Raw genomic sequence first — 828 nt, forward strand, 5'->3', positions numbered from 1 at the left:
TGAAGTGACCCCCGAAAGTTAGACAGGTCGTTTCATTAGGCAGCCTCTAGGGTATGAGCCCGGTATTGTACTGGGCTCATACCCTTTAATTTTGCCTTAATTCTTTTATGATTATAGTATTCTATATACTTTGCTAATTCTTGTTTGAAATGTGTTATACTTTCAAATTCTTTTCGATACAGAAATTCCGATTTCATAATACCGAAGAAATTTTCAATAACGGCATTGTCATAACAGTTTCCTTTGCGAGACATACTTTGAGTTATGCCACAATTCTTAAGAGAATGGCGGTATTGTTTCATTTGATAGTGCCAACCTTGATCAGAGTGAATGAGGAGTTTATCCGGATCGGTTACACAATAAAGGGCTTGGTCCAACATCGTTGAAACAAGGGAATAGGTCGGTCTGGAACTAATTGTATACGTGATAATTTCACCATTAAATAAATCCAACATTGGTGATAGGTATAACTTCTCCCCAAATAATTTAAACTCCGTAATATCTGTAACCCACTTTTCATTTGGTTTTTCAGCTTGGAAGTTGCGATTTAAAATATTTGGCGCAATTTTCCCAACTGTCCCTTTGTAAGAGCGATATTTTTTCATACGAACCAGACATTTTAACCCTAATTCTTTCATAAGGCGATACACTTTTTTTATGATTTACTTTGTGTCCACGATTCATAAGTTCATCACGAATACGACGATAGCCATAACACCCATCGTGTTCATTATAAATAGCTTGAATCAGTTCTTTTACCTCCGCATTTGGATCAGGACGATTAAAACGTTTCATCCAGTAATAGTACGTACTACGTGGAATGTTTGC

At 36.4% G+C, this 828-nt stretch carries 1 pseudogene; it reads right to left on the reverse strand.

Going from position 1 to position 828, the window contains the following annotated elements:
• Window positions 1-35 precede the first annotated feature (35 nt).
• Window positions 36-828: pseudogene (locus tag MR170_RS30850) on the reverse strand (IS3-like element ISBth10 family transposase); the annotation flags it as partial.

Origin of the sequence: Bacillus cereus group sp. BfR-BA-01524 (assembly GCF_022662595.1) — a bacterium.
Taxonomy (GTDB): domain Bacteria; phylum Bacillota; class Bacilli; order Bacillales; family Bacillaceae_G; genus Bacillus_A; species Bacillus_A thuringiensis_S.